The sequence below is a fragment of the Agromyces humi genome (assembly GCF_009720255.1).
Taxonomy (GTDB): Bacteria; Actinomycetota; Actinomycetes; order Actinomycetales; family Microbacteriaceae; genus Agromyces; species Agromyces humi.
Map to the genome: position 1 here is coordinate 1 of NZ_WJSP02000230.1, position 5,944 is coordinate 5,944.

The window sequence follows — 5,944 nt, forward strand, 5'->3', positions numbered from 1 at the left end:
GCGCGCGGCGTGCGGATCAGTGCGCGGCGACCTGGGGCGGCAGCGCCGCCACGAGCGGGTGGTCGAAGTCGAGCGCGCCCACCTTCGCGGCCCCGCCGGGCGAGCCGACCTCGTCGAAGAACTCGACGTTCGCCTTGTAGTAGTCGGCCCAGACATCGGGCAGGTCGTCCTCGTAGTAGATCGCCTCGACCGGGCACACCGGCTCGCAGGCGCCGCAGTCCACGCACTCGTCGGGGTGGATGTAGAGCGAGCGTTCGCCCTCGTAGATGCAGTCGACCGGGCACTCGTCGATGCAGGCGCGGTCCTTGACGTCGACGCAGGGCAGCGCGATGACGTAGGTCACGAGCCGACCAGCGCGCCCGCGCGCGAGATCTCCACCTGCTCGTCGCGAGGCACGACCTTCACGCGCTCGCGAACGATGTCGGCGTGCGCGGCATCCGTCGGCTCCCACGCCTCACCCAGCCCGCGCTCGTGCGCGTCGAGCTCGAGCCATCCGGCCCACGTCGTGAAGCGGATGCCGCGGCCCTCGAGCAGCTCGAACACCTCGTCCCCGTCGGGCCCCGCCGACACGGTCGGCTCGGGCAGCGCGCCCGCCGCGGCATCCGCGAGCAGGTTCGTGATGGTCTCGAGCGCGTCGCCCTTGGTGTGCCCGATGAGGCCCACGGGGCCGCGCTTGATCCAGCCGGTGGCGTAGACGCCCGGAATCGGCTGGCCCGCGGCATCCGTCACCCGGCCGCCGTCGTTGGGGATGACCGCGCGACGCTCGTCGAACGGCACACCCGGCAGCGGCGAGCTCGCGTAGCCGACGGCGCGGTAGACGGCCTGCACGGGCACGTCGACGAACTCGCCGGTGCCGACGACCGAGCCGTCGCCCACCGGGCGGGTGCGCTCGAAGCGCACGCCCTCCACGCGGTCGACGCCGAGCACCTCGACGGGCGCGTGCAGGAAGTGCAGGTGCAGGCGGCGCGACGCGGTGGGCACCCAGTCGGCGGGCTTGCGCCAGCCGTTGAGGGTGCGGGTCATGACCTTGACCTGGTTGTTCGAGGCGAGCAGCTGGTCGGCGTGCGGGTCGCCGGCGGCGCGCTCGAAGTCGTCGTCGTACACGATCACGTCCACGTCGGGCACCTCGCCGAGCTCCCGCAGTTCGATGGGCGTGAACTTCACGTGGGTGGGGCCGCGACGGCCGAACACGTGCACGTCGGTCACGGGCGACGCCTCGAGCCCGGCGACGACGTTGGCCGGGACATCCGTCGACAGCAGGTCCTTCGGATGCTTCGCCAGCACCCGCGCGACGTCGAGCGCGACGTTGCCGTTGCCGATCACCGCGATCTGCTCGGCCTCGAGCGGCCACTCGCGCGCCACGTCGGGGTGGCCGTCATACCAGGCGACCACGTCGGCCGCGCCGTACGAGCCGGGCAGGTCGATGCCGGGGATGTCGAGCGGGGCGTCCCGCAGTGCGCCGGTCGCGAAGACGACCGCGTCGTAGCGCTCGCGCAGCTCGTCGACCGTGATGTCGCGGCCGACCTCGACGTTGCCGATGAGGCGGATCGTGCCCGCGTCGAGCATCTCGTGCAGCGAGTTCACGATGCCCTTGATGCGGGGGTGGTCGGGCGCGACGCCGTAGCGGATGAGCCCATATGGCGCGGGGAGCGACTCGAACAGGTCGATCGCGACCTCGCCGCCGGCCTCGGTGACCTGGCGGTTCAGGATGTTGCCGGCGTAGATGCCGGCGGGGCCGGCGCCGACGATCGCGACGCGGAGGGGACGGGTCATGGCTGGGTGGCCTTTCGATGGTCGGACCGGGAGGTCGGGAGTCGGGGTCTCGGGGTTCAGCGCGCGCCGGCTGCGGCGGTGCCGGACGCGTCGAGCGCCGCGGGGGCGTAGGGGCTCAACGTCACGACGTCGCCCACCACCACGACGGCGGGCGAGCGGATGCCACGGCGCGCCGCCTGCAGCGCGATCGTGCTGAGCGTGCCCACGGTGACGCGCTGGCGCGGCCCGTAGCCGTCCTCGATGATCGCGACGGGGCAGTCTCCGCCGCGCTCGCCGCGGGCGAGGGTGATCGCGGAGTTCGCGAGCGTGCCGATGCCCATGAGCAGCACCACGGTGTGGTCGCGGCCGCCGCCGAGCGACTGGATCTGGTCGTGGCCGGTGACGACGGTGAACGTGGTCGCGAGGCCGCGATGGGTGAGCGGAATGCCGGCGATGGCCGGCACCGAGATGGCGCTGGTGATGCCGGGCACGACGTCGACGTCGACGCCGGCGTCGCGGCAGAACGCGACCTCCTCGCCGCCCCGCCCGAAGATGAACGGGTCGCCGCCCTTGAGCCGCACGACGCGCTTGCCGTCGCGCGCGAGGGTGACGAGCAGGGCGTTGATCGCGTCCTGCGGCACGGCGTGGTGGCCGGGCAGCTTGCCCACGTCGACGACCTCCGCGCGGAGTTCCACGCCCTCGGCGGCGAGCCCGTCGAGCACGCCGCGTGCGCCGAGGCGGTCGGCGACGATCACATCGGCGGCTTCGAGCGCGCGGAGGCCGCGGATCGTGAGGAGTCCCGCGTCGCCCGGTCCGGCGCCGACGAGCGTGACGCGGCCGGTCGCCGGGTCCCGAGTGGGCGATGTTGGCGATGCGACCGGGTGCGACACCGCCAACTTCGCCCACTCGGTGGTGGTGCGGGTGGCGGAGCCGGGGTCGTTCGTGGCCGCGGTCATCGCGTGCCTCCCAGGAGCAGGCCCCGGCGACGCAGCATCCGTCGCTCGAGGGGGGCGAAGAAGACGAGCTCGATGAGGATGCCGATGAACAGGATCACGAGCACCGTCGCGAGGACGCCGCCGATGTCGGCGAGCTCGCGGCTCTGCTGCAGCATGGAGCCGAGGCCGAAGCCGATCGTGCCGCCGACGGCGATGATCTCGGCGGCCATGAGCGAGCGCCACGAGAACGCCCAGCCCTGCTTGAGGCCGGCGACGTAGCCGGGCAGTGCGGCGGGGAGCACCACGAGGGTGGCGAGTCGGGTGCGGTTCGCGCCGAGCACGGTGCCCACCCTGCGCAGCTGCGGCGGCACCTGCTCGACGCCCGCGATGAGGCCGTTCACGATGGACGGGACCGCGCCCATGAGCACGACGAAGTACACCGTGGCATCCGTCAGCCCGAACCACAGGATGGCTGCCGGGACCCACGCGACCGACGGCAGCACCTGCAGGCCCGAGATGATCGGGCCGATCGCGCGGCGCAGCGGCTTCACCTCGGCGAGGAGCAGGCCGAGGGGCGTACCGACGACGACGGCGATGAGGAAGCCGACGACGCCGCGCTCGAGGCTCGTGAGCACGGCCAGCTGCAGGCGGCCCGATTCCCAGCCGGCGAGCATCGCGTTGAACACGTCGACGGGGCCGGGCACGATGTCGGGGCGCGGCTGGGCGATGACCACGTAGAGCTGCCACGCGGCGATGAGGGCGACCACGAAGAGGATGGGCGGCAGCACGCTCGTGGTGAAGCGGCGCCAGGCGCTCTGGGCGCGCTCGGGCGAGGTCTGCAGGCGGTCGAGTCCGGCCTCGAGGCTGCGCAGGTCGTCGTGGCGGTCGCGGGCATCGTGAGCGGATGCCTCGGGCGAGCGCCCCGGGCCGGTCGCGGCGGCCGCTGCGCGGGCGGCGGCCTCGCGCTCGTCGAGAAGGGTGGCGTCATGCGGCATTTCGGCGGATCTCCTTCCGGAGCTGCTCGGTGATCTCGATCGAGAGCGCCGCGACCTCGGGCGACTCGATGCGCCGGCCGGTGGTCTCGGCGATGCGCCACTCGCCGGCCACGCGGCCGGGGCGGCTCGAGAGCAGCACCACCCGCTGGCCCAGCCGGGCCGCCTCGCGCACGTTGTGCGTGACGAACACGATCGTGCGGCCGGTCCGGCGCCACACGCGCTCGAGCTCCTCGTGGAGCAGGTCGCGGGTGATGGCGTCGAGCGCGGCGAACGGCTCGTCCATGAGGAGCACGGGGCGGTCCTGGGCGAGGGCCCGCGCGAGGGCGACGCGCTGGCGCATGCCGCCCGAGAGCTCGTGCGGTCGCTTCTCAGAGGCATCCGCGAGGTTGACGACGTCGAGCAGCTCGAGCGCCTCGCCCCGACGGGCGGCGCGCGGCACGCCCCGCAGGCGCAGGGCGAGCTCGACGTTCTGCCGGGCGGTGAGCCACGGCATGAGCGCCGACTCCTGGAACATCACCGCGGCGCCCTCGGCGGGCACGTCGATCGAGCCCGTCGTGGGAGCGTCGAGACCCGCGATGAGGTTGAGCAGCGTGGACTTGCCGCAGCCCGAGGCGCCGAGCAGGCAGACGAACTCACCGGTCTCGATCGACAGGTTCACGTCGTCGAGGACGAGCGGCCCCGCGCCGAAGCGCTTGCCCAGCCGGTCGATGCGGATGGCCGTCTGCCCGCTCATGAGTGGCTCCTACTCCTCGCCGAGGCCGCCGGCGGAGACCGGCTCGGCGTCGTCGGCCTCGAGCAGCTCGTTGAGGAGGCGCAGGTCGAACAGCCCGTCGATCGAGCCGTCCTTCTGCGTGCCCGCCTCGAGCCCGTTCTCGACGAGCGTCTCGAAGGTCTCGGCGTGCGGGTCGACCCCGAACGTCACGTGCTCGAGCGCCCGGGTGATGACCGCGTCGTCGAGCGGCTTGCCCGTCTCGGCCTCGAGCGCGGCGTTGATCACCGCGGGTGCCTCGTCGGCGTGCTCGTCGAGCCAGGCGACGGATGCCACGTGGCCCTCGAGCAGTGCCTTCACGGTCTCGGGGTGCTCGTCGAGGAACTCGGCGCGCACGAGCAGCACGGTCGTGGGGAATGCGCCGTCCTCCCAGAGGTCGGCCTCGTCGACGAGCACGTGCGCGCCGCGGCCGCCGTCGGCGAGCAGGCGGGAGACCCAGGGCTCGGGCAGCCAGGCGCCGTCGAGGCCGCCCTGCTGGAAGAGCGTGAGGGTCTGCGCGTTCTCGGTGGGCGTGATGTGCACGTCGCCGCCGCCGGTGGTGTCGGTGGTGTAGTCCTCGTCGGCGAGCCACGAGCGCAGCGCGACGTCCTGCGTGTTGCCGAGCTGCGGCGTCGCGAGCGTGGTGCCCTCGAGGTCCTTCGCGGAGTCGATGCCCTCGCGCACGACGAGCGCCGCACCGCCCGTGGCCGCGCCGGCCACGACGTGCGCCGACTCCCCGCCCGACTGGATGAACGTGTTGATCGACGGGTTCGGCCCGATGTAGGTCGCGTCGATCGCTCCGGCCGAGAGCGCCTCGATGGCGGCGGGTCCGGCGTTGAACACCTGCGTCGTCAGCTTCGTCTCGCCGAGCGCGTCGGCGAACAGGCCCTCCTGCAGGCCCACGAGCGCGGGCGCGTGGGTGACGTTCGCGAAGTAGCCGAGGCGCAGCTCCTCGGCGGGGCTCGTCGACGCCGAGGCATCCGCCGCCGCCGTCTCACCCGCCGCCGACTGGGGTGCGCAGCCGCTGAGCGCGAGCACCGCCGTGGTGACGATGGCGGCCGCGAGCATCATGCCCGCGACCAGGCCGAGGCGGGAACGGGCGCGTGAGGTTGCGGTCATGCTGCTACTCCTTCGGTGTCGGTGTCGGTGGTCGTGCGGGTGGTGCTGGTGCTGCCGGCGTCGCCGGTGGCGGGCGTCACCGGAGCGGTGACGATTCCGGCAGCGAGCGTGGCGCCCGACTGCGGGTCGATCACGAGGAAGGCGCCGGCGCGACGGTGCGCGGCGTACTCCTCGACGGGCAGTTCGGCCGCGAGGCGCACGCGCACCTGGCCGATGTCGTTGACGGCGAGGCCATCGGCGGGCTCGAGCGCGAGCGAGTCGAGGTCACGGCGGCCCACGATCTCGGGCACGAGGGCCTGCACCGTGGTGGTGCCCGACTTCACGAGCACGCGGGCGCCGGGTCGCAGCGGCTGGGCGCCGAGCCAGAACAGGGCGGCGTCGAGCTCGCGACGCGG

At 73.3% G+C, this 5,944-nt stretch carries 7 protein-coding genes; all 7 read right to left on the reverse strand.

The genetic code is table 11. From position 1 onward, the window contains the following. Positions 1-16: 16 nt before the first annotated feature. The gene (fdxA, locus tag GH736_RS15580; RefSeq protein ID WP_159604961.1) at positions 17-343 is read right to left on the reverse strand and encodes a ferredoxin; all 327 of its coding nucleotides are present in this window, start codon (positions 341-343) and stop codon (positions 17-19) included. Beyond that, on the reverse strand, positions 340-1,773 hold the full coding sequence (locus GH736_RS15585; protein ID WP_159604963.1) for an FAD-dependent oxidoreductase: 1,434 nt from the start codon (positions 1,771-1,773) through the stop codon (positions 340-342). The genes fdxA and GH736_RS15585 overlap by 4 nt, the downstream gene beginning before the upstream one ends. Positions 1,774-1,829: 56 nt before the next feature. After that, positions 1,830-2,708 (reverse strand): uroporphyrinogen-III C-methyltransferase, encoded by an 879-nt coding sequence (cobA, locus tag GH736_RS15590; protein WP_159604965.1) that lies wholly within the window; start codon positions 2,706-2,708, stop codon positions 1,830-1,832. After that, positions 2,705-3,682, reverse strand: a complete 978-nt coding sequence (locus GH736_RS15595) for an ABC transporter permease (protein ID WP_159604967.1) — start codon at positions 3,680-3,682, stop codon at positions 2,705-2,707. Before GH736_RS15595 ends, cobA begins: the two co-directional genes overlap by 4 nt. After that, the gene (locus GH736_RS15600; protein WP_159604969.1) at positions 3,672-4,415 is read right to left on the reverse strand and encodes an ABC transporter ATP-binding protein; all 744 of its coding nucleotides are present in this window, start codon (positions 4,413-4,415) and stop codon (positions 3,672-3,674) included. Before GH736_RS15600 ends, GH736_RS15595 begins: the two co-directional genes overlap by 11 nt. A 9-nt stretch (positions 4,416-4,424) precedes the next feature. Further along, positions 4,425-5,549 (reverse strand): ABC transporter substrate-binding protein, encoded by a 1,125-nt coding sequence (locus tag GH736_RS15605; RefSeq protein WP_159604971.1) that lies wholly within the window; start codon positions 5,547-5,549, stop codon positions 4,425-4,427. Then, on the reverse strand, positions 5,546-5,944 hold a 399-nt coding region (locus GH736_RS15610; protein WP_407922356.1), incomplete at its 5' end, for an elongation factor 1-alpha C-terminal domain-related protein. The genes GH736_RS15610 and GH736_RS15605, both read right to left, overlap by 4 nt.